Source organism: Streptomyces sp. NPDC126499 (assembly GCF_040302485.1).
Lineage (GTDB): Bacteria > Actinomycetota > Actinomycetes > Streptomycetales > Streptomycetaceae > Streptomyces.
This window is the reverse complement of the sequence record NZ_JBEOUO010000029.1, coordinates 40,724-62,423: the sequence shown is the minus strand read 5'-3', so window position 1 is coordinate 62,423 and position 21,700 is coordinate 40,724. Positions and strand designations below refer to the sequence as shown.

The following is a 21,700-nucleotide window of genomic DNA, read 5'->3' as shown; positions in this document are numbered from 1 at the left end:
AGGTCAGAACGGGGAGTGTCCCGCACGGCCGCACGCGCGGTCCAAGCGTTTTTTCCGGCCAAGCGGTGGCGGCCGGCGGCCGTGCGACGGCCCGGCCCCGCCTCTGCCTCGCCGCCGCCTCGCCGTCGTCCCGCCCCCGCCTCGCCCCTGTCCCGCCGTCAGCCGGCGGCCGGAACGCGCAGGCTGAGGCAGGCCCGCAGGGCTGCGTCGACGTGGGCGCCGAGGCCCGGTTCGGGGGCGAGCACGGCGAGGCGGTGCATGGTGAGGGCGGCTTCCCAGGCCGAGGTCTTGGCCAGGGAGTTCCCCCAGGAGGCGGCTTCGAGCCGGGCCCAGAGGTGAGCGCCGAAGCCGAGGTGAATCGTTCCTGCCCGGGACTCCTCCTCGTCCAGCGCGTGGCGCACCGCCGTCAGGAACGTGACGGCGTCCCCCGGCCCCAGCGCGTCGATGACGATACGGAGGTAGGGCGCGATCAGACCGGTCACCTCCGGCCAGTCGGCCTCGTCGCCGAAGCGCTCGCGCAGTCGTACGTTCAGCGGATGTCCCATGTCGTTGGTCATGGATGCACAGATACGTTTCCGCGGGTTGTGTACAGCGCCACGACACGCGATACGAGGCCGTCGCCGCCCGTATGGAGTGCGGGCCCGTACGGAGTGGGGGCCCGTACGGGGTGCCGTGCCGTACGGAAACGCCGGACCTCGGGGAACGCCGGACCTCGGGGAGCGCCCGTACGGAGCGCCGGACCGTACGGGCGCCGGCCCTCGGCCGGATCCGGTCAGCCGCAGGAGGGCGCGGGGCCGGTCGCGCCGAGCTGGATGAGGGCCGGGGCCGGGGTGCAGCAGCCGCCCCCGGCGGACTCCTCGGCCCGGTCCTCGTCGGCGGCGGCCGGCTGGTCGAAGAGTCCGGAGCCGCCGCAGACCCCGGTCTCGGGCAGGACGAGCTCGACCCGCTCGGCCGACGCGTGGTCGCCGGCGATCGCGGCGACCACGGAGCGGACCTGCTCGTAGCCGGTGAGGGCGAGGAAGGTCGGGGCACGTCCGTAGGACTTCATGCCGACGAGGTAGACCCCCGGCTCCGGGTGGGTCAGCTCCTTGACTCCGTGCGGGTAGACGGTGCCGCAGGAGTGCTGGTTGGGGTCGATGAGCGGGGCGAGGGCGAGGGGGGCCTGGAGGCGCTCGTCGAGGCCGAGGCGGAGCTCGTCGAGGAAGGACAGGTCGGGGCGGAAGCCGGTCAGGACGACGACCTCGTCGACCGGGTCGAGGCGACGGCCGTCCTCCGCCACGAGGACCAGCCGGTCGCCGTCGCGTTCGATCGCCCGCGTACGGAAGCCGGTGACGGCGTCGGCGTGGCCCTGGTCGACGGCGGCCTTGGCGGCGAGGCCGAGGGCCCCGCGGGCGGGGAGCTGGTCGGCGGTGCCGCCGCCGAAGGTGGCGCCGGAGATGCCGCGGCGCAGGATCCAGACCGCCTTCGTCCCCGCGCCGCCCTCGGACGTGGCCAGGTCCGCCAGGGCGGCGAGCGCGGTGAAGGCGGAGGCGCCGGAGCCGATGACGGCGGTGCGCCGGCCGGCGTGGCGGGCGCGTACGGCGGGGTCGGTGAGGTCGGGGACGCGGTAGGAGACGTGGTCGGCGGCGGCGCGCTCGCCGAGGGCGGGCAGGCCGTCGCCGCCGGCGGGGCCGGGGCGGGACCAGGTGCCGGAGGCGTCGATGACGGCGCGGGCGAGGACGCGCTCCTCTCGTCCGTCGGCGTACGAGACGTGGACGGTGAAGGGCTGGTTCTCGCGGTCGGCGTCGACGATCCGGTCACGGCCCGCGCGCGAGACTCCGGTGACGCGGGCGCCGAGGCGGACGCGCGCGCCGAGGGCGTCGGCGAGCGGCTGGAGGTACCGCTCGGCCCAGTCGCCGCCGGTCGGGTAGGTCGTCACGTCCGGCTTCACCCAGCCGGTGGGCGCGAGGAGCTTCTCGGCCGCCGGGTCGGTGACCTCGCCCCACCGGGAGAACAGCCGCACGTGCCCCCACGCGCGGACCGCCGCACCCGCCCGCTCCCCCGCTTCGAGGACCAGCGGCTCCAGGCCCCGGTCGACGAGGTGGGCGGCGGCGGCCAGGCCCGTGGGCCCGGCGCCGATGACCACGACGGGCAGCTGTCCGAGGGCGCCGGTGGCGGTGGCGGTGGTCATGGCGATTCCCCTACCTGTATCGATGTCTGTCGATTTCCTGACGGCCTCAGCATGGCACCTGGTTCGACAGCCGTCAACATAGACATCAATCGAATCAATGGTCGGCCGGGCGCACTGTTTCGATATGTGTCAACATAGATGCATGTCGAACGCGAAGGCCCTGCCGCTGCTCGAGCCCGCCACCGTCGAGCCCTGCTGCCCGCCGCTCGCCGAGCGCCCCCTCACGGCCGAGGAGGCCGAGCGGACCGCCGTCATGTTCAAGGCGCTGGGCGACCCCGTACGGCTGCGGCTCTTCTCCGCCGTCGCCTCCCACGCGGGCGGCGAGGCGTGCGTGTGCGACATCTCCGACGTCGGCGTCTCCCAGCCGACCGTCTCCCACCACCTCAAGAAGCTGAAGGAAGCCGGACTGCTCTCCTCCGAGCGGCGCGGCACCTGGGTCTACTACCGCGTCGAACCGGCCGTGCTCGCCGCCATGGGCCGGCTCCTCACCCAGGCCGCCGGGGCGGCCTGAACGTCACGCCTTCGGCCGCGCGAAGACGGCGGCGACCAGCCCCAGGCCGACGACCGCGCCGAGCAGCTGCGCACCGACGAAGCCCGGGACGGAGGCCGGGGCGATGCCGGCGAAGGTGTCGGTGAAGGCACGCCCTGCCGTCACCGCCGGGTTCGCGAACGAGGTGGAGGACGTGAACCAGTAGGCGGCGCCGATGTACGAGGCCACGGCGACGGGCGCGAAGCGGAGGCGGTCCGTACGGGCGAGCCCGAAGATCAGCAGGATCAGGCCGGCCGTCGCCACGACCTCGCCGAGCAGCAGGTTCCCCGCCGAGCGGTCGTGCGTGGACCACGTCACCAGCGGCTCGCCGAACATCGCGTCCGCGAGCACCGCGCCCACGATCGCGCCCACGGCCTGAGCGGGGAGGTACGCGGCGAGCTCGCGCCCGGTCACCCCGGTCGTCCCGTCGCCGCCCTCGCGCCGGGTCGTCCACCACTCCGCCGCGCTGACCACCGGGTTGAAGTGCGCGCCGGAGACCGGTCCGAGCAGGGCGATCAGGACGCCGAGCCCGAAGACGGTGGCCAGGGAGTTGGCGAGCAGTTGCAGGGCCACGTCGTCGGTGAGCCGGGTGGCCTGGATGCCGGAGCCCACGACGACCGCCACCAGGGCGGCGGTACCGACGAACTCGGCGGCGGCACGCGCGGTGAGCGGCGTACGGAGCGGGGTGCCGGGCGGGGCGGAGTCGGCCGGAGGGGAGCCGGGCAGGGCGGAGTCCGGCAGGGCCGGGGCGTCGCCGGGAGCGAGGGCGGCGGCTTCGGGGGCGGTCACGGACAGGCTCTCTTCGTGTCGGCGGAGGCACGGGCGGTGGCGGCCAGGGCGGCGAACTGTCCGGCCAGGGCCTCGATGACGTCCGGCCGGAGCCGGTAGTAGGTGAAGCGCCCGCAGGGCTCCGTCTCCACGACGCCGGCCTCGCGCAGCACTCTCAGGTGGTTGGAGAGATTGGTCTGCCGGGCACCGGTCTCCTCCACGAGGTGGGTGGTGCACAGCGTCTCGCGGGCGAGCAGGCTGACGATCCGGAGCCTCAGCGGGTCGGCGAGCACGCGGATCAGTTCAGTGTCGACTGACGTCATCATGGACTGATACTTTCACATCATCGAACGCTGATACGAGCCCGTGCCGCCCCGAGGCCGTACAGGGTGCCGTCCCCACCAGGAAGCCAGGAAGACCGATGACCGCCACGCCTCCGCCGCCCGCCTCCGTCCTCTTCGTCTGCGTCCACAACGCCGGCCGCTCGCAGATGGCGGCCGGTTTCCTGCGGCACCTGGCCGGGGACCGCGTCGAGGTGCGCTCCGCCGGCTCGCTGCCGGGCGACCGGGTCAACCCCTCCGCCGCGGCGGCGATGGCCGAGCTCGGCATCGACATCGCCGACCAGCGGCCGAAGGTTCTCACCACCGAGGCCGTCCAGGACTCCGACTACGTCATCACCATGGGCTGCGGCGATGCCTGCCCGGTCTTCCCCGGCAAGAAGTACCTCGACTGGGCCCTGGAGGACCCGGCGGGCAAGGGCGTCGAGGCCGTCCGCCCGATCCGCGACGAGATCAGGACCCGCGTCGAGGCGCTGATCGCCGAGATCGACGCCCGCTAGCCGCCGCGGTCCGTCAGCCCCTCCGTCACCGCCTTCGTCAGCCGCCTCCGTCAGCCGCCTCCGTCACCGTCTCCGTCGGGCGCGTCCCCCGGGCGCGGCTCGGGGCGGGCCTGCGGTCGGTCTTCCGGGCGGGGCTCGGGGCGAGCCTCCGCTCGGGCCTCCGTACGGGCCTCCGGAAGCACCTCCGGGCGGACGATGACGACCGGGCAGGCGGCGTGCGCGGCGCACTGCCCGCTGACGGAGCCGAGGAGCAGGCGGGCGAAGCCGCCGCGCCCGCGGCTGCCCACGACCAGCAGCTCGGCGCCCTTCGACGCCTCGATCAGGACCTGCGCCGGATGGCCCCGCACCACGTGCTCCTCCACCGGTACGTCGTCGCCTTCCGCGAGGGCGGACCTGAGCTGCTCGGCCATGTCCTGGCGGGCCTGCCTCCCGTCGAGCTCGGCGTCCACGGTCGACGCGGACCAGCCGATCGCCCCCGGGACGTCGTAGGCCGCGACCGCGTCCACGGTCGCCCCGATGAGCCGTGCGTGCCGCAGGGCCCACCGCAGCGCCCCGTACGACTCGGGCGAGCCGTCGACGCCCACGACCACGCGCGGAGCGCCCTCGCTCGTGTTCATGGTGAGGTCCTTCCTCGCGGGAACGGACGCGTCACGCTCGCGGCTACCCGGCACCGGGCGCCGCACACTCCGGCGCCGGCCCGGTCAGAGCCAGCCGTTGCGGCGGAAGCCGCGGTGGATGAGGAAGCAGGCGAGGGCCATGACGCCCATCACCAGCGGATAGCCGTAGGTCCAGCGCAGCTCGGGCATGTGCTCGAAGTTCATGCCGTAGACGCCGCACACCATGGTCGGGACGGCGACGATCGCGGCCCAGGCGGTGATCTTGCGCATGTCCTCGTTCTGCGCCACGGTCACCTGCGCGAGGTGGGCCTGGAGGATCGAGTCGAGCAGGGCGTCGAAGGACGCGATCTGCTCGGTGACCCGGGCCAGATGGTCGACCACGTCACGGAAGTACGCGCGGATCTCGGGCGCGATGATCGGCACCGGCTCGGCGGCGAGCCGCTGCAGCGGCCGGCCCAGCGGGGTCACGGCCCGCTTGAGTTCGAGGAGTTCGCGCTTGAGCTGGTAGATGCGGCCGGCGTCGCCGCGGTCCGTCGCCTCGGAGAAGACGGCGGTCTCGATGGCCTCGATGTCGTCCTGCACGGCGTCCGCGACCGCCAGATAGTCGTCCACGACGTGGTCCGCTATGGCGTGCAGGACGGCCGAGGGCCCCTTGGCGAGCTGCTCCGGAGCCGTCTCCAGGGCCTCGCGGAGCGGGCCGAGCGAGCCGTGGCCGCCGTGCCGGACGGTGATGACGAAGTCGGGCCCGGTGAAGGCCATCAGCTCGCCGGTGTCCACCACTTCGCTGCTGGCGGTGAGTTCGTCGTGCTCCACGTACCGGACCGTCTTGAAGACGGAGAACAGCACGTCGTCGTACTGCTCCAGCTTCGGCCGCTGGTGGGCGTGGACGGCGTCCTCCACCGCCAGCGGGTGCAGGCCGAACAGTTCGGCGAGGCCGGCGAACTCCTTCTCGTCCGGCTCGTGCAGACCGATCCACACGAAACCGTCGCCGCCGCGCCCGTGCCGCACCCGCCGCAGCGCCTCCTCGGCCGACCGGCAGTCCTCCTGCCGCACCCCGTCCACGTACACCACGCAGTTGACGACGGCGCTGCCCAGCGGCGAGCGCGCCGGGTGGCTGAGGTCCACGGCACGCCGGTACGTCCGGCGGACCGCGCTGCGCAGGCGGTGGATCATCGACACGGGGACACTCCTTCGGACACGTCGACGGTCAGTCTGCCAGCGGCTCCTTCCGTACGCCGAGGGGCCGCCCCGGATCTCCAGGACGGCCCCGAGCGCCGATGGCACCTCGCCACCGGTGCCGCGTCAGCGGTTCGTCACCAGCGGTACCAGCGCGCGCTCCCGCCCCGTGGCCGGGCCACGAACCCGAGGAGCCACAGCACCAGCACGATGGCGGCGATCCACCACAGTGCCTTCAGGGCGAAACCCGCTCCGAAGAGGATGAGCGCGAGCAGAAGAACCAGTATCAGGGGAACCATGTATATCGACCTCCGTGGCGCCTTCTGCCCCGAGCTCTCCTCTCCATGCCTCCCTGTGCCTCCCCGTGCCTCCCCGTGCGGCGGTCCGGCCGCGGCGGGTGATTCCCACGCGATTCCCAACGGCCCAACGGCCGGTGACCAGATGGTGCGCCGCTTCGTTGGGTGACCCATGAACGGAGCTGAGCGAACAGAGCAGGCAGGACAGGCGGAGCGGGCGCAGGGGACAGCGGGAGCCGAGCGAGCAGGGGGAGCCGAGCGGGCGGAGGGGGCGGCGCGGACCGTGGGAGCCGAGCGAGGGGAGCGGGCAGCGTCGGGCGACGGCGGGGGCCGGTGGGCGTACATCGGCTCGTTCACCTCGGGCGGGGGCCACGGCATCACGGTCGCGGCGGTCGACCCGGCCGAAGGGGCACTCACTCCCGTCACGACGGTGAACTCCCTCGTCAACCCGTCGTGCCTGACCCTCGCGCGGGACACCGGGGTGCTCTACGCCGTGAGCGACGCCGACCCGGGACGGGCGGCCGCCTTCCGCACCGGCGACGGGCGGCTCGCGCCGCTCGGGGAGCCCGTCGAGGTGGGCGGGGCGGGGCCGACGCACCTCAGCGTGGCCGCCGGCCGGCTGCTGACCGCCAACTACGGGGCGGGCAGCGTCAGCAGCCTCGCCCTGCGCCCCGACGGCTCGCCGGCGGGCCCGCCGGCCGTGCTGCCGCACCGGGGCTCGGGCCCCGACCCCGAGCGGCAGACCGGGCCGCACGCCCACCAGGTGCTGCCCGACCCCAGCGGCCGCTGGCTGCTCAGCGTGGACCTCGGCACCGACTCGGTCAGGGTGTGCGCGCTCGACCCGGACTCCGGCGCGCCGCGCCTGCACGCCGAGACGGCGCTGCGGGCCGGATCCGGGCCGCGGCACCTGGCCTTCCACCCGTACGAGGGCGTCGTGTACGTCCTGCACGAGCTGATGCCGCAGCTGACCGTGTGCCACTGGGACGCGGACGCCGGCCGGCTCGAACCGGTGGCGGAGGTACCGGTCGGCGGGGACGACGTCCCGGCCGGCGTGCGGGCCTACCCGTCGGTGGTCCTGGTCGCGCCGGACGGGCGCTTCGCGTGGGCCGCGGTGCGCGGCACGAACAGGATCCTCACCCTGTCCCTCGCGGAGGGCGCCGACCGGCCCCGGGTGGCGGGGGCCGTGGCGTGCGGTGGCGACTGGCCGCGCGATCTCGTGACGGACGCCTCGGGTCGCCTGCTGTACGTGGTCAACGAGTGGTCCGGGGACATCACCTGGTTCACGGTCGACCCCCGCGACGGGCGACTGAGCCCGGCCGGTGCGGTGGGCGTACCTGCGGCGGCGTGCCTGGTGTTCTCCTGACGGGCGCTTCCCGCCGAGGGGCCGGTCGGACGGTGACCGTGACCGGTTACCGGTCACCGGTCACGGTCACCGGTCACTGCTTGTCGCCGTCGCGGTCGCGGTCGCCTTCGCCGCCGTCGTCGTCGTTGCCGTTGCCGTTGCCGTTGCCGTTGCCGTTGCCGGTGTGCCGGACGCGTACCCAGGCGGGCAGCGCGAACCAGCAGATCAGGTACCAGGCGAGGACACCGGACACCAGCCAGGGGACGTAGCCGTCGTGGGTGGCCACGCGCAGGATGAGCAGGAGTGCCGAGGTCAGCGTCGCGAGGAGGAGGACGAGGCCGACGAAGGTGAGCCGGGCGGCCCAGACGACCGCCTGGGGCTTGATGCGCCGTCCGGCCACGATCCGGTGCAGCGACACCGGCCCTATCAGGGCCCCGGTGGCCAGGGAACCGAGCACGACGGTGACGATGTAGATCGTCTTGTCCGTCTGTCCGAGCCCCCGGAAGGTCGGCGTGAAGACGACGGTGAGCAGGAATCCCAGCAGGATCTGCACCCCGGTCTGTGCGACCCGTATCTCCTGGACGATCTCCGTCCACCGCCGGTCGGCCCGTTCCGCTGAGGTCTCGCGGCGTCCCGGTCTCTCTTCTCCCGGCCCACGGCCGGAGGTCCCATCCGTTGCCATGTTCGACATGTTCGACTCATGCCCCCGAAGGCGGCCCTCATCCGCGGCCCGAGGTCCACGGGAGGTGTGAGTCCGGCGGCACGGGATACGCGAGGACGGGTGACACACCGTTCCCGGCTTCCCCGGGGCGGTCCCGACGAGCGAAAGGGAGTTCCCATGTCGAAGGTCGAGGAGTCCGTCGAGGTCGACGTGCCGGTCCGCGCCGCGTACGACCAGTGGACGCAGTTCGAGACGTTCCCGCGGTTCATGGACGGTGTGGAGCGCATCGAACAGCGCACGGACACGCTGACGCACTGGGTGACCGAGATCGGCGGGGTGCGGCGGGAGTTCGACGCCGTCGTCACCGAGCAGATCCCGGACGAGCGGGTGGCCTGGACGACGGTCGACGGCGAGGCCCGTCAGGCCGGCGTGGTCACCTTCCACCGCCTGGACGACACGCGCACGAAGGTCATGCTGCAGATGGACTTCGACCCCGAGGGCCTGACCGAGACGGTCGGTGACAAGCTCGGCTTCGTCAAGCGGAAGGTCACGGGGGACCTGAAGCGGTTCAAGACCTTCATCGAGGAGCGCGGCGGCGAGGCGACGGGCGCGTGGCGCGGGGCGGTCTGAGACCCGCAGGCGCGTGGCGCCGCACGGTCTGAGACCGGAGGCGTCTGCCGCGCCGGTCGGCTTCACGGACCGGCGCGGGCCGAGAACGGGGAGGGGCGGGGGCCGGACGACGGCCCCCGCCCCTCCCCGACTTCGTCACATCTCGCGCCACCTGGCCTGCCCGAAGGAGAACAGCCCGAACAGCGCGAGTCCCACGGCGACGGCGACCAGCAGCCACGGCCCCGCCGGCGTCTGCGCGAAGGAGCGGATCGCGTCGTCGACGCCCTTGGCCTGGGCGGGGTCGAAGGTGACCGCCGCCTTCAGACCGAAGTAGCCGACCGCGCCGAAGACCAGCCCCCGGCCGACACCGCCCGCGACACCGGTCACGTTCATGAAGCGGCGCTGAAGCCGTGACATCCGTCCCCACGTCAGCCGCTCGCGGAATTTCCGCCGCAGTGCCGCGACCGCGACGCACACTCCCGCGACCAGCACTCCGGCGGCGACCGCGCCGACCCACCACTGCCCTCCCGGCAGTCCCAGGAGACGGCCGGTGACGTCCTGGCTCTGCCGGTCCGTCGAGCCCGCGCCGCTGCCCCGCTCCCCCACCGCGAAGGTCAGCACGAGGAAGGCCACGACCGCGTAGAAGACGGCTCGGAAGGCCGAGGCGGCACGACGGGTCGCCCGGTGGCCGTGCGGGCCGGCGGCGCCGAGGAAGACCTCCGTGAGCCGCCACAGCGCCATACCGGCCAGACCGAGGCCGAGCGCCCACAGCAGGACCGCTCCGAACGGGGTCGCGGCGACCTCCGCCAGGGCCCCGCCCCGGTCGGCCTGCTCCTTCGTCCTCGTGCCCGACAGACCGATCCGTACCGCAAGCGCTCCGACCAGCACGTAGAGCACACCGCGCGCGACGAAGCCCGCGCGGGCCGCCGTCCGTACGGCGCCGCGGCCGGTGTCCGTCGCCCCGGACGGCCCGGCGGTCCCGCTCGATCCGCCGGACCCGCTCGACCCTCTCGACCCGTTGCTGCCGCTGGTCCCCTTGGACCCGATCATGGGCATGTCGGCCCTCCCCTCGTAGGCACCCATCCGGGTGCCCCGTCCCGACCCGCCGAACCGCGCGCGGCGCGAACGGGCCGGGGGGAGGCTCAGGCCGCCGGGACCGCCCGCTGGAGGGCGGTGATGACGCGGTCGAGCGCGTCCGGGCTGTGCGGGTCCGTGAGGTTGGACCAGAGTTTGAACATGAAACGTCGCAGGACGGGCCGCTGGAGGCTTCTGGTGGCGACGATCTTCATGACCCGCGGGTGGTTCAGGGCGTGCACGACGAGCCGCCCCACGGTGAAGTACCGCCCGTACGCCTCGCGGATGGCCTCCGGGTAGCGGAGCAGGGCCTCCTCGCGCGCGTGGGCGGTGGGCCGTGCCAGCGCCCGCGTGACGGTCTCGGCGGTCAGCCGGCCCGACTCCATCGCGTAGTCGATGCCCTCCCCGCTCAGCGGGTTGATCATTCCGCCGGCGTCGCCGGTCAGGAGCAGACCGCGGGTGTACTGGGGGCGCCGGGTGAGTCCGGCGGGCAGCGGCGCTCCGCGCAGCGGACTGGTGGCGTGGTCGTCGTCGAAGTGCCAGGCCGAGGGGAGACGGGCGGTCCACTCCCGGAACAGCCGCCGGTGGTCGACCTCGGGCCCGCGTCCGATGTGGAAGGTGCCGAGCCCCACGTTGAAGGCGCCGTCACCGACCGGGAAGATCCACGCGTAGCCGAACGGCATGTACGTCCTGCCGCGGCTGTCTCGGGTCTCCAGGTCGAGCCATGCCTCCAGGTGGTCGCGGTTGCGGTGCGGCGCCGTGTAGTAGCGGCGCACCGCCACGCCCATCGGCCGGTCCCTGCGCTGCTCGATACCGAGGGCGACGGCGAGCCGGCTGGAGGCGCCGTCGGCCGCGACCACCAGGGGTGCCGAATAGGTGTACGGGGTGTCGCCGCGCCGTGCCACCACCCCGGTGACGCGCCCGGTGGCCGGGTCGAGGACCGGCTCGGTGACCTGGGTTCCCTGGAGCAGGCGCGCGCCGGCGGCGACGGCCCTGCGGGCCAGCAGGTGGTCGAAGTCCGAGCGGGCCCGGACGAGCCCGTAGTCCGGGAAGGACGCCACGACGGGCCAGGGCATCTCCACCGTCGTGCCCGAACCGTGCGCGCGCAGGCCCCGCGTCCTGACCCAGGCGTCCCCGGTCACGTCGACGCCCATGTCGACGAGCTCCTTCACGGCCCGCGGGGTGAGGCCGTCGCCGCAGATCTTGTCACGGGGCAGCGTGGCCTTCTCCAGGAGCAGGACGTCCCGGCCCTCCCGCGCCAGGTGATAGGCGGCGCTGCAGCCGGCGGGGCCGGCGCCGACGACGATGACGTCCGCCGAGTCGCGGTGGGAAGACAGGTCGTCCATGGGTGTTCCTCTGCTGGGGCGGGCCGAGGGGCGGGCGGAAGGGGCGTCCCATCCGTACCCACGGTCCGGGGTTTCGATCGCCTGGGCGCGAGGTTGTCCCCCTACGGCCGCTCCCCCGTACGCGCGCGTGGGCCCGCCGTCCGCGCGCGTACGTCACGGGCGGGGCGAAAACCGCGGGCGTGCCGGGAGCCGTGAGCGGGCCGGTTCGGGGTAGTCGAGGGCTGAGAGACGGCCGGGACCTGCTCCCGGCCGGCACGGATCGAGACGGGCGGGAGGTGAGTGCCGTGTCGAGCACACGAGCGGAGGTCACCGGAGTCGGCCGGGATACGGGCCTGGGCCGGGTGGACGCGCCGCCGAGCGGAACCGGGAGCGGTCCGGCGGGCGCACCTGGACGGGCGCCCGTGGGCACACCCGCGAGCGCCGTACGGGCACCCGTACACGCACCCGCGAAGGGGTCCGGGAACGAGCCGGTGAGCGAGCTGGTGCAGCGGGCCTCGCAGCAGCTGACCGAGCTGGTGCGCGGGGAACTCCGACTGGCACAGGCGGAGATGAAGGAGAAGGGCAGGCGTTACGGCAAGGGCGGCGGCCTGTTCGGTGGCGCCGGGGTGGTCGGGTTCCTGATGCTCCAGGCCCTGGTGGCCACCGCGATCGCCGCCCTGGCTCTGGTGCTGCCGGTGTGGGCGGCGGCCCTCGTCGTCACCGCCGTGCTCGGGGTGATCGCCGCCGTGATGGCACTGACCGGCAAGAAGGAGTTCGGCCGGGCGTCGCCGCTCGCTCCCGAACAGACCATCGAGAACGTCAAGGCCGACGTGGCCCGGATCAAGGAGAGTGCGCACCGATGAACCGTCCTGCGCAGGACAAGCAGACCACCGCCAATGCCGAGGAGCTGCGCGAACAGGTCGAGCGGACCCGGGCGGAGCTCGGGCGGACCGTCGAGGCGCTCGCGGCGCAGGCCGACGTCAAGGCCCGGGTGAAGGGGAAGGCCGCCGAGGTCAAGGAGGAGGCGGCGGTCCGGGCCCATGAGGTCAAGGCCAAGGCGTCCGATCTCGCGCACCGCGCCCAGGACAAGCTGCCGGACACGGTCCGCGACACGGCGTCGGCCCAGGCCGCCCGGGCGGGGCGGCTGTGGGACGAGAAGGCGCCGGAGCCGGTGCGGCAGAAGGCCGCCCAGGGCACCAGGGCCGCACGCGACCACCGGGCGCTGCTGCTCGCGACGGTCGTCGCGGGTGCGGTGGTGGTGTGGCGGGTCCGCCGTCACGGGAAGGGGTGAGGTGAGCCGATGAAGGCATCGAAGGTCGCCTACAAGCCGGTCGGTCTGGCCATGGGCGCGCTCAGCGGCCTGATCGCCGGAACGCTGTTCAAGCAGGCGTGGAAGCTGATGGACGCCACCGGTGACGCGCCGGACGCCACCGACGAGGACCGCACCTGGAAGGAGGTGCTGATCGCCGCCGCCCTGCAGGGCGCGATCTTCGCCGCCGTCAAGGCCGCGGTCGACCGGGCGGGCGCCACGGCCACCCGGCGGATGACGGGGACGTGGCCGGGCTGAGCCGGGCCGAACCGAGCCCGTCGGCGCCTCGGCAGGCCGGGTGGCCTCGCCCGGCAGGCCGGCGTGACCGCGCCCGGCACGCTGGCGTGACCGCGCCCGGCAGGCCGGGGCGACCGGGCCCGGCTGGGCGCATCCGGGGGCCGGCTGGGGGCATCCGGGGGCCGACTGGGGGCGGCCGGGGGCCGGCTGGGTTGACCGCGCCGGCTCGGTGGGTCCGACTCGCCTGTCGGGGTGTGGCTGACCGCTGCCCGGCCCTGCTGGCCCGGTCGACCGGGCGGGCCCCGGTCGACCGCGCGCGGGCGGCCCTCGGGGCGCCGTTCGACGCCATGGCGTACGCTCCGGCCGTATGCACGTGGTTGCGGTTCTCGCGCTCGACGGGGTGTCGGCCTTCGATCTCGCCATACCCTGCCAGGTGTTCGCGCTCGTCAGCGATCCCGACGGCTCGCCCGCCTACGAGGTGCGCGTGTGCGTCGACCACGACAGGGCCGCGACAGCGGCAACAGCCGGGCCCACGGCGCCCTTTCGGGTTTCCTCCTCCTACGGGTGGGACGAGGTGCCGACCGCGGATACCGTCATCGTGCCCGGCATCCCCGCCGACGGCACGCCCGATCCCCGGGCGGTACGACTGCTGCGCAAGGCGGCGGACGGCGGAGCCCGTATCGCCTCGATCTGCACCGGGGCCTTCGCCCTCGCGCACGCCGGACTCCTGGAGGGGCGCAGGGCGACCACGCACTGGCGGTTCGCCGACGCCCTGGCCGAGCGGTTCCCGGGGACCAGCGTCGACCCTTCCGTCCTGTACGTGGATGAGGGGACGGTGCTCACGTCGGCCGGCATCGCCGCGGGCCTCGACCTGTGCCTCCACATGGTCCGCCGCGACCACGGCGCGGCGGCCGCGGCGGCGGCCGCCCGAATGCTGGTGATGCCGCCCCAACGCACCGGCGGGCAGGCCCAGTTCATCGAGTACCGCACGCCCGAGACGGATTCCTCCGACCTGGGCGAGACCCTTCAGTGGATGCGCGGCAAGCTCGGCGAACCGCTCTCCCTGACCGACATCGCCGCCCACGCGATGATGAGCAGGCGCAGCCTGGCCCGGCACTTCCGCGCCCAGACCGGTACGACGCCGCTGCGCTGGCTGCTCGCCCAGCGCGTCCAGCGCGCCAGGGAGCTCCTGGAGACGACGGGGCTCCCCCTGACACGTATCGCGCAGGAGACCGGCTTCGGGTCGGTGGAGACCCTCCGCCACCATTTCACCCGCCAGGTCGGCACGACCCCGTCCGCGTACCGGGCCGCCTTCCGCCACTGACGGCACCGGCCCCCGCCCCGGCCCCGGCCCGATCCCTGGCCGTATCTTGCGCACCACAGGCACGCGCGCCGCTGTCGCCGGCCGACGGCCGCCGGAAGACTGAACGTGTTCCCGCTCCCCCGCCGTTCGGGGAGCCCACCACGTCCTCATGTCACGGAGGCCCTTATGCCTTCCCCGTCCGTCCATCCCCGCCGCGCACGCCCCCTGCGCGTCCACACCGTGCTCTACGACGGCGTGGAGGAACAGGACTTCGCCGGCCACATCGAGGTGTTCGGCATCGTCGGCGAAAAACACCTCGCGCAGTCCTTCGTCACCGTGGACGGAACCCGCAGGGTGACGACGTCCGCCGGGATGGAGATCGTCTGCCGGGACGCCTGGTCGCCGCGCTCCGCCGACGTCATCATCGTCCCGGGCGGAGGGTACGGCGAGGGCTCCGGCATCCAGCGGGAGATCCGGCGCGGAACCCTGCCCCGGGCACTCGCGGCCGCCCGCAGGGACGGTCTGGTCCTGGGCGCCGTGTGCACCGGCACCCTGCTGCTGTCCGCCGCGGGCCTGACGGCCGGGCGCCGCTGCACGACGCACCACATCGCCCTGGACGATCTCCGGGCGCAGGGTGGCCGGGTGGTGGGCGGCCGGGTCGTCGACGACGGCGACCTGGTCACCTGCGGAGGCGTCACCTCGGGTGTGGACCTGGGCATCTGGCTGGTCGAACGGTTCTTCGGCCCGGACATGGCCCTGTTCGCGGAGGAGGTCCTGGAGTACGAGCGCCGCGGCCTGGTGAACACCGCCTGACCGGTGCCGCGTCCGGCCACACCGTCGTCCCACTCCCCCGTTTCCCTCAGCGGTACGCACCGCACCCGACACGAACGGTTTGCCCATGACCACCTACGGCATCCTTCTCTTCGACACCGTCGAGGAACTCGACTTCGCAGGCCCCTGGGAGGTCTTCACCACCTCCGCCGCCCTGCGGGAAGGGGCGGACCGCGCCCTGCTCCTGGCCGAGCGTCCCGGTCCCGTCCACTGTGCCAAGGGGATGCGCGTCCTGCCGGACCGCACCCTGGACGACCACCCTCCGCTCGACGTGCTCCTGGTTCCCGGAGGCTCCGGCGCCCGCGAGACCGAACCGCACAACCCGCGCGTCACCACGTGGATCAGCACACAGGCCGCGCGAGCCGAATGGGTCGTCGGCGTCTGCACCGGCGCCTTCCTCCTGCACGCCGCAGGCCCGGCGCGCGGCCGCCGGGTCGCCACCCACTGGCAGTACGAGGAGGCGCTGAGGGCGCGCGGCGACGTGACCGTCGTCTCCGACGCCCGGTACGTCGTGGACGAGCGGCTGCTCACCAGCCAGGGAGTGTCCGCCGGCATCGACAGCGCGCTCTGGCTCGTGGGCCGCCTGCACGGCCGCGAGCACGCCCGGGCGGTGCGCCGGGAGATCCAGTACGACCCTGCCCCGCCCTACCTCGCCGACGAACCGCTCGCCGGCTGACCACTTCGATCGACCGTCGACCACCTGCCCAGGAGCTTCACGTGAACCGCCGCACCCTGCTGCGCACCGCGACCGCCCTCTCCGCCGCGAGCCTCGCGACCGGCGTCCCCACCGCGACGGCCACCGCCACCACCGCGACCGGAACCGCCGCGCCGTCCGGATCCGGCCGCCGCGCCCCCTTGCGCGCCCAGGTCGTCCTGTTCGAAGGCGTCGAGGAACTCGACCTCGCCGCGCCCTATGAAGTGCTCTCGGCCTCCGACCACTTCACCGACCGCGACGTCGAGGTGCGCTACGTCTCCCTCGACGGCCCCAGGACCGTCACGGCCGCTTTCGGCACCACGCTCCGGGTCGACCACGGCTGGGCCCCCGAGGAGGCGGACCTCCTCGTGGTCCCCGGCGGCGGCTACGCCCGACCGGAGGCCCCTGGAGTCCGGGCCGAGATCCGGCGCGGTGCCCTGCCCCGTGCCCTCGCCGCGGCCCAGCGGCCGGGACTGACCATCGCCGCTCTGTGCACCGGCGTGATGCTCCTGTCCGCCGCCGGTGTCACACGCGGCCGCCCCTGTACCACCCACCACCGGGCACAGGCCGACCTCGTCGAGCAGGGCGGCGTACTGAAGAAGGCACGGGTCGTCGACGACGGCGATCTCGTCACGGCCGGCGGCGTCACCTCCGGTCTGGACCTGGCCCTGTGGCTGGTCCGCCGCGAACTCGGCGTCGACGCCGCCCTCGGCCTGGAGGCGATGCTGGAGTACGAGACCCGTGGCACCGTCTGGACCGCCGGCCGCAAGGCGCCCTGACGAGGGGCGCCGTGACCACCGGGCGCGGGTGGCCGGGGCTGGGGCTGGGACCTGGGGAGTCCGTGGCCCCGGGGGCATCGGGAGGTGTCGGCTGACCGGCTCGTCCCGCTGGTCGCCCTCGCCCTCACCGGCGCCGCCCCCTCCTGGTCCACGGCCCGGGGCTCGTCCCGCTAGCTGCCGTCGCTCTCCTCGTCGGTCTCGACGCCCTTCAAGGGCTCACCCTCGCCCGTGCCCGCCCGCTGGTAGCCCTCCTTGCTACTGGCGGTGCCGGGCACGTCGCGTTCCTGCGCCTGGCGCTCCGAGCCGGAGGAAGCGCCCGGCTCCTCTTCGCTGCGCGCCCGCGCGTACCGGTCCTGGCTCTCGCTCATCGTTCGGGACCCTTTCTGCTCTCTCTGCCCTTTTCCGCGCTTCGCCCGGTCGTGGTCGGTCAAGGTCGTCCGGCCGGACTGATGCTGGGGGTACGCAGAGTGGAGATGACCTCGTTGTCGCTGACCTGCGGAAACTCCTCGTAGCACTCGCCGACCGACCGGAAGTCGTGTGGCCTGTGCAGGCAGATGACGTCGTCGGCCTCCTGGCGCAGGGCGTCCGCGGCGCCCGGTGCGCAGACCGGCACGGCGAGGATCAGGCGTGCCGGACGCAGCGCGCGCAGGTGGCGCAGGGCGGCTCGTGCGGTGACGCCGGTGGCGAGGCCGTCGTCGACCAGGACGACGGTCCGGCCGGCGACCGCCGGGAGCGGCCTGCCCTGCCGGTACAGCCCCTCGCGGCGGCGCAGCTCGGCCCTCTGGCGCGCGACCTCGGGGGCGAACTCGTCCTCCGTCATCCCCAGCATCGCCAGGATCTCCTCGTCGAAGACGGGGGCGTCCTCGCCCACGAGGGCCCCGACGCCGACCTCCGGCTGCCCCGGCACACCGATCTTGCGTGCCACGAGGACGTCCAGCGTGGTTCCCAGGGCCCGGGCGACCTCCGCCGCGACGGGCACGCCGCCGCGAGGGAGGGCCAGGACGACGGGATCGACCAGTCCGCGGTCACCCGCCCGGTCGAGGAGCCTGGCCGCCAGTTCCTGTCCGGCCTCTCGATGATCGTGGAACCGCATCGGCGACACTCCTTCCGTACGGTCGCTGTCGTCCGTGGTGACGGCGGTCTCCGCGCGCCGGTGCGGGTGGCCCGGACCGTGGCCGCCATGGGTCGCCCTGACCGGCACGTTCTGCGCGTGCCCGGTCGGCCGTGCTCCAACCGTCGGCGTCCGGACCCTGGCCACACGTGGCGGCGGCGGCACGGCGGTCACCAGGGCTTCACCAGGTGACGCAGCAGGAGGCGGGGCGAGCGGCGTACCAGCCAGGCCGCGGCAACGCCGATCACGGTGCCGGCGGCGACGTCGCTGGGGTAGTGGGCGCCGGAGTGCACCCGTTCCACGGCCACCACGGCGGCCATCACCCCGCAGGCCGCGCCCGCCGCCGGCCAGGTGCCCGCGGTGGCGGCGGCGAAGCCGACGGCCGCCGCGGTGTGGCCGGAGGGGAAGGAGGAGCTGTCCGGCCGCTCGTCCACGTCGTTGTGCGGGATCAACTCCTCGGGCGGGCGGCGGCGCTCGTACAGCGGCTTGAGCACGGCGTTGGACAGCAGTTCGGCCACCGTCATGCCCGCGAGGCCGGCGGCCGCGGCCAGGCGGCCCCTGTTCCCGCCGCAGGCGGTCATCAGGACGGCCGCGCCCCACCACAGCTTGGTGCGTTCGGCCGCGGACCGTGCCACCGGCAGGACCCGGCGGGTCAGCGGCGTCCGCCAGCCGGCGACCCGCCGGGTCAGACGGCGATCCGCTCGTCGCGCGTCGGTCGTCACACCCATGATCGTCTGCTCCCCGCCCCGGCATGCCGCGTCGGGCCGTGCCGGGCGTCGTCTCCAGGTGGCGTCTCACGGCGGCGTCTCAAGCCGTCGTCTCCAGGCGCCGTCTCCAGGCGCCGTCTCAAGGCGGCGTCTCAGGGCGCCGTCTCAGGGCGCCGTCTCAGTCGGTGCGGTGTTCGTCGGCGGCCACCTCGTGGGCGCCGGCGGTGGTGGCGGCGCCGGTGCCGGCCTCCTCGCCCATCCCCGGGGCCACGGCCCCACGGTCGTCCAGGCCGAGCGCGACCTTGGTCCAGCCGGCCTCGCGGCGGTCGAAGGCGCGGTACGCGTCGATGGCGTCCGCCGCTCCGGACCAGCGCGTGACCAGCGGCGTCGGATCGAGCGTGCCGGAGCCGACCAGGGAGACCAGGCGGGGCAGGTAGCGCCGGTGGTTGCAGTTGCCCGTCTTCAGCGTGAGGTTCTTCATGAAGGCCTCGCCGAAGGGGTAGTGCTGCACCTGCGGCGGATAGACGCCCACCGTGCCGACGGTCCCGGCTTTGGCCGCCATCCGCACCGACCAGCGGGCCGCGAGCGACGGCGCGTCGCCGACGACCCAGGTGTCGCCGTCCGGGTTCCGCTCCGGCGCGGCCTCGTCCCGTTCGTGGTCGAACTGCTCCGCCTGGTCGCGCAGGGCCTCGGCGGCCGGGCCGTGCTCCGGCCTCCGCGCATCGACGCCGACGGCGTCGATGACGCGGTCGACACCGATGCCGCCGGTGAGGTCGCGTACCGCTTCGACCGGGTCTTCGGCGTTGAAGTCCACGGTCTCGGCGTGCTGGCGGCGGGCGAGTTCCAGCCGGTCGGCGACCCCGTCGACGACGATGATCCGGCCGGCTCCCTGGAGCCGTGCGCAGGCGACGGCCGCCTGGCCCACGGGGCCGGCGCCCACGATCGCGACGGTGTCCCCGTCCCGTACCTCGGCCAGCTCGGCGCCGAACCAGGCCGTCGGGTAGATGTCGGACAGCAGGATGGCCTGGCCGTCGTCCACGGTGTCGGGCAGCGGCACGAGGCCCACGTGGGCGAAGGGCACGCGGGCGTACTCCGCCTGGAGCCCGTCCAGGCCGCCCGCCGCCTCGGGGCCGCCGAAGAACACCGTGCCGGCCTGCGGGCCCCCGGGATTGGCGTTGTCGCACTGCGCGTAGTAGCCGGCGCGGCAGTAGCTGCACGTGCCGCAGGCCACCGTCGACGGCACGACCACGCGGTCCCCCGCCCGGAGGTTCCGTACACCGGAACCCACCTCCTCGACGACCCCGACGGCCTCGTGGCCGAGGATCCGGCCCTCCCGCATGCCGGGCATCGTGCCGCGGACGAAATGGATGTCCGTTCCGCAGATCGCGGAGGTGGTGATGCGTACGATCGCATCGTACGGGTCCTGGACCTTCGGCTCCGGCACCTCGTCCAGACGGATGTCGCCGACGCCGTGCCACACAACCGCCTTCATGGTCGCGTCAGCCTCCCATGCGCGCGCGAAGGAGCTGCTTGCCCAGCTCCGCGCCCTTGCGGCTGTCGGCCTGCGCCTTGCGGAAGAGCTCGGCGACCTCGGCGTCGTCCGCGCGCTCCGCGTCCTGGATGTAGGTCTCCAGCCGCAGGGCGTTGGCCAGGCAGTTCTCCACGTACCAGATGAGGTTGTAGTCCTTGTCCTTCGTGCCGGTGACGCCACCGGTCTCGGTCCCGCCGGTGCTGCCGTTGCCGTTGCCGTTGCTCGTCATGGTGACTCCCTCTGCGATTCCGGATGCACGGTTCGTCCCGTGATGTGCCATCGGTCCGCCGGTACCCGATGACCTCTCCGGTATGCAGGGGGCGGGCGGGGTAGTGCCGCGCGCCGCGGTGGGTAGACGCGGAACAGCACTGCCCGGTTCGGTACGACGGAGGTGGACCGGTGACTGTTCCCTAGGAGAACCGGCACAAGACCGACGCGGTGGACGAGGCCGCGAGCGGCCCCGGGCGCACTCCGCCCGCGGACCGCGCGGGCCGGGAGGGGCCCCGGCGGGAGGAGCGGCCGGAGCGGAAGGACCGGCCGCAGGAATCCGTGACGTCGATGCGGAGGGCGTTGGAGGACGCCGGCGTCGATCCGGACGACTACGCGGGCTGACGCTCCGGGGCGGGCACTGGACGACGCCGGCGTCGATCCGCGACGTCCACGCGGGCTGACGCCCCGGGGCAGCCCCGGCTGCCCGCCCACGGCTGCCGATTCCCGGCTTCCTGCCATCCGGGCCGCCCACGCGTCCGACGGGTGACCGCGTGCGCCGGTCGTCCCGTACCTTGTGGCGCATGACGGTACTGATCATCGGAGCGAGCGGGTTCCTGGGGGCCGAGCGGGTGCGCCAGGCGGGTGCGACTGGCCGGTTGACGGCCGCGACGTACCACTCCCGTCCCGGCGAGGCCGACGGTCCCGTCCGTCTCGCCGAGGCGACGGCGCGACGGGGCATCCGCCTGGTCCACGTCTCCAGCGACGCGCGCTCGATCATTATCTCGGGTGAGAGAACCGTTCTGGCAGGTCAGACGCTTGCCTGGTCGTGAGGCACGTTGGTCACGACGTTGCCGGACGGGCCGGGCAAGACCGTTCCGGGCGATGTCACCGGCCTATCGTAGAGTCCTGGCCGTGACGACTCTCATGATCGATGCAGGTCCAGTCGCGTCGGCTGCTCAGGTGACCCGGACAGGTGGAGTGCCTCTGGCCCCGGCTGGCACTCCGTGGCCCTGCTGCACTTCGTGCAATGGCCCGATGCAGTTCCTCGCTCAGGTGGTCTTGGATGACCTCGGGGGTGGGATTGAGGGCCGAGGGATCCTCGTCTTGTTCGCATGCCAGAACGACCCGGGTATGTGCAGCGACTGGGAGCCGGACTCGGGCGGGAATCAGGCCTTGCTCTTTCCGGCGGATGGTCTTCAGCCGCTGCCCCAGCCTGACGGTGTCGATGAGGACCTGCTTCTGCTCGGTTCCGTGCGGGCGGTCAGCTTGGTGCATGTCGACGAGCCCGATTACGACAAAGCCTGCGAAGAGTGGTCAGCGGGAAACGACCACTCCGCGTCATCCGTGCTCGGCCAGCTCGGAGGCAGCCCCGCCTGGATTCAGGGCGACGAGACCCCGTCCTGCCTGTCATGCGCCACTCGTATGTCGCTGGTCGTCCAGCTCGAGGAAGGTCCGGACCACAGCACCGCCATGAACTTCGGCGGCTGCGGCGGCGCCTATGCGTTCGCCTGCGAACCGTGTGGCCGCGCGAAGTTCCTGTGGCAGTGCTGATCCGGTCTCAATAAGCGTCTCCGAAGGGCGGG

General features: G+C 73.6%; 26 protein-coding genes and 2 pseudogenes. 13 read left to right on the top strand and 15 right to left on the bottom strand.

Annotated elements, in window-relative coordinates; genetic code table 11:
* Nucleotides 1-158: 158 nt before the first annotated feature.
* Both ABTZ91_RS30550 and ABTZ91_RS30545 read right to left on the bottom strand, forming a co-directional pair.
* Nucleotides 159-557, bottom strand: coding sequence for a hypothetical protein (locus tag ABTZ91_RS30550; protein WP_352080464.1), 399 nt, complete (start codon nucleotides 555-557; stop codon nucleotides 159-161).
* 215 nt (nucleotides 558-772) lie between these two features.
* Nucleotides 773-2,170 (bottom strand): FAD-dependent oxidoreductase, encoded by a 1,398-nt coding sequence (locus ABTZ91_RS30545; RefSeq protein WP_352080463.1) that lies wholly within the window; start codon nucleotides 2,168-2,170, stop codon nucleotides 773-775.
* Between the two features lie 142 nt (nucleotides 2,171-2,312).
* On the opposite strand from ABTZ91_RS30545, the gene ABTZ91_RS30540 reads away from it, so the two are divergent.
* A complete protein-coding gene (locus tag ABTZ91_RS30540) occupies nucleotides 2,313-2,681 on the top strand; it encodes a metalloregulator ArsR/SmtB family transcription factor (protein ID WP_352080462.1) in 369 nt (122 codons plus the stop codon).
* A gap of 3 nt (nucleotides 2,682-2,684) precedes the next feature.
* Here ABTZ91_RS30540 and ABTZ91_RS30535 read toward each other — a convergent pair whose 3' ends face one another.
* Both ABTZ91_RS30535 and ABTZ91_RS30530 read right to left on the bottom strand, forming a co-directional pair.
* Nucleotides 2,685-3,488, bottom strand: a complete 804-nt coding sequence (locus tag ABTZ91_RS30535; RefSeq protein ID WP_352080461.1) for an MIP/aquaporin family protein — start codon at nucleotides 3,486-3,488, stop codon at nucleotides 2,685-2,687.
* Entirely contained in the window at nucleotides 3,485-3,793 is a 309-nt protein-coding gene (locus ABTZ91_RS30530; protein ID WP_352080460.1) for a metalloregulator ArsR/SmtB family transcription factor, read from the bottom strand. Before ABTZ91_RS30530 ends, ABTZ91_RS30535 begins: the two co-directional genes overlap by 4 nt.
* 95 nt (nucleotides 3,794-3,888) lie before the next feature.
* On the opposite strand from ABTZ91_RS30530, the gene ABTZ91_RS30525 reads away from it, so the two are divergent.
* Nucleotides 3,889-4,305: an arsenate reductase ArsC gene (locus ABTZ91_RS30525; protein ID WP_352080459.1), complete on the top strand. Its 417-nt coding sequence runs from the start codon at nucleotides 3,889-3,891 to the stop codon at nucleotides 4,303-4,305.
* 182 nt (nucleotides 4,306-4,487) lie between these two features.
* Here ABTZ91_RS30525 and ABTZ91_RS30520 read toward each other — a convergent pair.
* From ABTZ91_RS30520 to ABTZ91_RS30510, 3 genes and pseudogenes are all read right to left on the bottom strand, one after another.
* Nucleotides 4,488-4,922: pseudogene (locus ABTZ91_RS30520) on the bottom strand (universal stress protein); the annotation flags it as partial.
* An 84-nt stretch (nucleotides 4,923-5,006) separates the two neighbouring features.
* A complete protein-coding gene (corA, locus tag ABTZ91_RS30515) occupies nucleotides 5,007-6,095 on the bottom strand; it encodes a magnesium/cobalt transporter CorA (RefSeq protein WP_352080492.1) in 1,089 nt (362 codons plus the stop codon).
* A gap of 140 nt (nucleotides 6,096-6,235) precedes the next feature.
* Nucleotides 6,236-6,397, bottom strand: coding sequence for a DUF5670 family protein (locus ABTZ91_RS30510; protein WP_352080457.1), 162 nt, complete (start codon nucleotides 6,395-6,397; stop codon nucleotides 6,236-6,238).
* Between the two features lie 280 nt (nucleotides 6,398-6,677).
* On the opposite strand from ABTZ91_RS30510, the gene ABTZ91_RS30505 reads away from it, so the two are divergent.
* Entirely contained in the window at nucleotides 6,678-7,757 is a 1,080-nt protein-coding gene (locus ABTZ91_RS30505) for a lactonase family protein (RefSeq protein WP_352080456.1), read from the top strand.
* A gap of 73 nt (nucleotides 7,758-7,830) precedes the next feature.
* Here the strand turns inward: ABTZ91_RS30505 and ABTZ91_RS30500 are convergent, their stop codons facing one another.
* Nucleotides 7,831-8,418: a DUF6328 family protein gene (locus ABTZ91_RS30500; RefSeq protein ID WP_352080455.1), complete on the bottom strand. Its 588-nt coding sequence runs from the start codon at nucleotides 8,416-8,418 to the stop codon at nucleotides 7,831-7,833.
* Nucleotides 8,419-8,574: 156 nt separating this feature from the next.
* On the opposite strand from ABTZ91_RS30500, the gene ABTZ91_RS30495 reads away from it, so the two are divergent.
* Entirely contained in the window at nucleotides 8,575-9,027 is a 453-nt protein-coding gene (locus ABTZ91_RS30495) for an SRPBCC family protein (RefSeq protein WP_352080454.1), read from the top strand.
* A gap of 135 nt (nucleotides 9,028-9,162) precedes the next feature.
* Here the strand turns inward: ABTZ91_RS30495 and ABTZ91_RS30490 are convergent, their stop codons facing one another.
* Both ABTZ91_RS30490 and ABTZ91_RS30485 read right to left on the bottom strand, forming a co-directional pair.
* Nucleotides 9,163-10,056 carry a DUF1206 domain-containing protein gene (locus ABTZ91_RS30490; protein WP_407078063.1) on the bottom strand — a complete coding sequence of 298 codons (894 nt, stop codon included), beginning with the start codon at nucleotides 10,054-10,056 and terminating at the stop codon, nucleotides 9,163-9,165.
* Between the two features lie 92 nt (nucleotides 10,057-10,148).
* Nucleotides 10,149-11,426: a geranylgeranyl reductase family protein gene (locus ABTZ91_RS30485; RefSeq protein ID WP_352080452.1), complete on the bottom strand. Its 1,278-nt coding sequence runs from the start codon at nucleotides 11,424-11,426 to the stop codon at nucleotides 10,149-10,151.
* Nucleotides 11,427-11,896: 470 nt separating this feature from the next.
* On the opposite strand from ABTZ91_RS30485, the gene ABTZ91_RS30480 reads away from it, so the two are divergent.
* The 7 genes from ABTZ91_RS30480 to ABTZ91_RS30450 all read left to right on the top strand — a co-directional run bounded on the left by ABTZ91_RS30480 (nucleotide 11,897) and on the right by ABTZ91_RS30450 (nucleotide 16,558).
* A complete protein-coding gene (locus ABTZ91_RS30480; protein WP_352080451.1) occupies nucleotides 11,897-12,268 on the top strand; it encodes a phage holin family protein in 372 nt (123 codons plus the stop codon).
* A complete protein-coding gene (locus ABTZ91_RS30475; protein ID WP_352080450.1) occupies nucleotides 12,265-12,696 on the top strand; it encodes a DUF3618 domain-containing protein in 432 nt (143 codons plus the stop codon). The genes ABTZ91_RS30480 and ABTZ91_RS30475 overlap by 4 nt, the downstream gene beginning before the upstream one ends.
* Before the next feature lie 9 nt (nucleotides 12,697-12,705).
* Nucleotides 12,706-12,972, top strand: a complete 267-nt coding sequence (locus ABTZ91_RS30470; RefSeq protein ID WP_352080449.1) for a DUF4235 domain-containing protein — start codon at nucleotides 12,706-12,708, stop codon at nucleotides 12,970-12,972.
* Nucleotides 12,973-13,318: 346 nt separating this feature from the next.
* Nucleotides 13,319-14,275: a helix-turn-helix domain-containing protein gene (locus tag ABTZ91_RS30465; RefSeq protein ID WP_352080448.1), complete on the top strand. Its 957-nt coding sequence runs from the start codon at nucleotides 13,319-13,321 to the stop codon at nucleotides 14,273-14,275.
* 165 nt (nucleotides 14,276-14,440) lie between these two features.
* Nucleotides 14,441-15,067: a DJ-1/PfpI family protein gene (locus ABTZ91_RS30460; RefSeq protein WP_352080447.1), complete on the top strand. Its 627-nt coding sequence runs from the start codon at nucleotides 14,441-14,443 to the stop codon at nucleotides 15,065-15,067.
* A gap of 85 nt (nucleotides 15,068-15,152) precedes the next feature.
* Nucleotides 15,153-15,761, top strand: coding sequence for a DJ-1/PfpI family protein (locus tag ABTZ91_RS30455; protein WP_352080446.1), 609 nt, complete (start codon nucleotides 15,153-15,155; stop codon nucleotides 15,759-15,761).
* 41 nt (nucleotides 15,762-15,802) lie between these two features.
* Nucleotides 15,803-16,558, top strand: a complete 756-nt coding sequence (locus ABTZ91_RS30450; protein WP_352080445.1) for a DJ-1/PfpI family protein — start codon at nucleotides 15,803-15,805, stop codon at nucleotides 16,556-16,558.
* Nucleotides 16,559-16,728: 170 nt separating this feature from the next.
* Here ABTZ91_RS30450 and ABTZ91_RS30445 read toward each other — a convergent pair whose 3' ends face one another.
* From ABTZ91_RS30445 to ABTZ91_RS30425, 5 genes are all read right to left on the bottom strand, one after another.
* Nucleotides 16,729-16,926 (bottom strand): hypothetical protein, encoded by a 198-nt coding sequence (locus tag ABTZ91_RS30445; protein WP_352080444.1) that lies wholly within the window; start codon nucleotides 16,924-16,926, stop codon nucleotides 16,729-16,731.
* A gap of 59 nt (nucleotides 16,927-16,985) precedes the next feature.
* The gene (locus tag ABTZ91_RS30440; RefSeq protein WP_352080443.1) at nucleotides 16,986-17,651 is read right to left on the bottom strand and encodes a phosphoribosyltransferase family protein; all 666 of its coding nucleotides are present in this window, start codon (nucleotides 17,649-17,651) and stop codon (nucleotides 16,986-16,988) included.
* A gap of 188 nt (nucleotides 17,652-17,839) precedes the next feature.
* Complete coding sequence (locus tag ABTZ91_RS30435; protein WP_352080442.1) at nucleotides 17,840-18,397, bottom strand: phosphatase PAP2 family protein; 558 nt, start codon at nucleotides 18,395-18,397, stop codon at nucleotides 17,840-17,842.
* Nucleotides 18,398-18,554: 157 nt separating this feature from the next.
* Nucleotides 18,555-19,868 (bottom strand): zinc-dependent alcohol dehydrogenase, encoded by a 1,314-nt coding sequence (locus ABTZ91_RS30430; protein ID WP_352080441.1) that lies wholly within the window; start codon nucleotides 19,866-19,868, stop codon nucleotides 18,555-18,557.
* Nucleotides 19,869-19,875: 7 nt separating this feature from the next.
* Nucleotides 19,876-20,136: a hypothetical protein gene (locus ABTZ91_RS30425; protein ID WP_352080440.1), complete on the bottom strand. Its 261-nt coding sequence runs from the start codon at nucleotides 20,134-20,136 to the stop codon at nucleotides 19,876-19,878.
* 562 nt (nucleotides 20,137-20,698) lie between these two features.
* Between ABTZ91_RS30425 and ABTZ91_RS30420 the strand changes: the two are divergent.
* Nucleotides 20,699-20,911: pseudogene (locus ABTZ91_RS30420) on the top strand (dTDP-4-dehydrorhamnose reductase); the annotation flags it as partial.
* 88 nt (nucleotides 20,912-20,999) lie between these two features.
* On the top strand, nucleotides 21,000-21,668 hold the full coding sequence (locus ABTZ91_RS30415; RefSeq protein WP_352080439.1) for a DUF1963 domain-containing protein: 669 nt from the start codon (nucleotides 21,000-21,002) through the stop codon (nucleotides 21,666-21,668).
* Nucleotides 21,669-21,700 lie beyond the last annotated feature (32 nt).